This window comes from Staphylococcus pasteuri (assembly GCF_030547725.1).
GTDB classification, from domain to species: Bacteria; Bacillota; Bacilli; order Staphylococcales; family Staphylococcaceae; genus Staphylococcus; species Staphylococcus pasteuri.
Window position 1 is genome coordinate 1 of the sequence record NZ_JAUOQO010000387.1, and the last position, 267, is coordinate 267.

General features: G+C 50.2%; 1 protein-coding gene. It reads right to left on the reverse strand.

The window, feature by feature from the left end; translation table 11 throughout:
* A partial coding sequence (locus tag Q4528_RS14105; RefSeq protein WP_303522235.1) for a hypothetical protein occupies nucleotides 1-267 on the reverse strand: 267 nt, incomplete at both ends.

Genomic DNA, 267 nt, shown 5'->3' on the forward strand with positions numbered 1-267 from the left:
CAAGTGGTCCGGGGCATTCAGCGATGCTTTCCACCATGCGTCAATGCGATTGATGTGGTTTGGTTCGTCTCTATCGGGATAGTTTTGAACTAAGGGTAAATGCTCGGTGATTGGCAGCTGCATTTGCTCGCTTAACCATTCTTCCTCACTAACTCCTGTAGCGTGAGTTATTTCGCTACCTTTTGGCCCAAGCGTGGCTTGATGTAGCAAACGTGCGGCTTGTGCCGAGCTCATCGCCCGTTTCACTTCAAAGCTTAATTGCTGGCG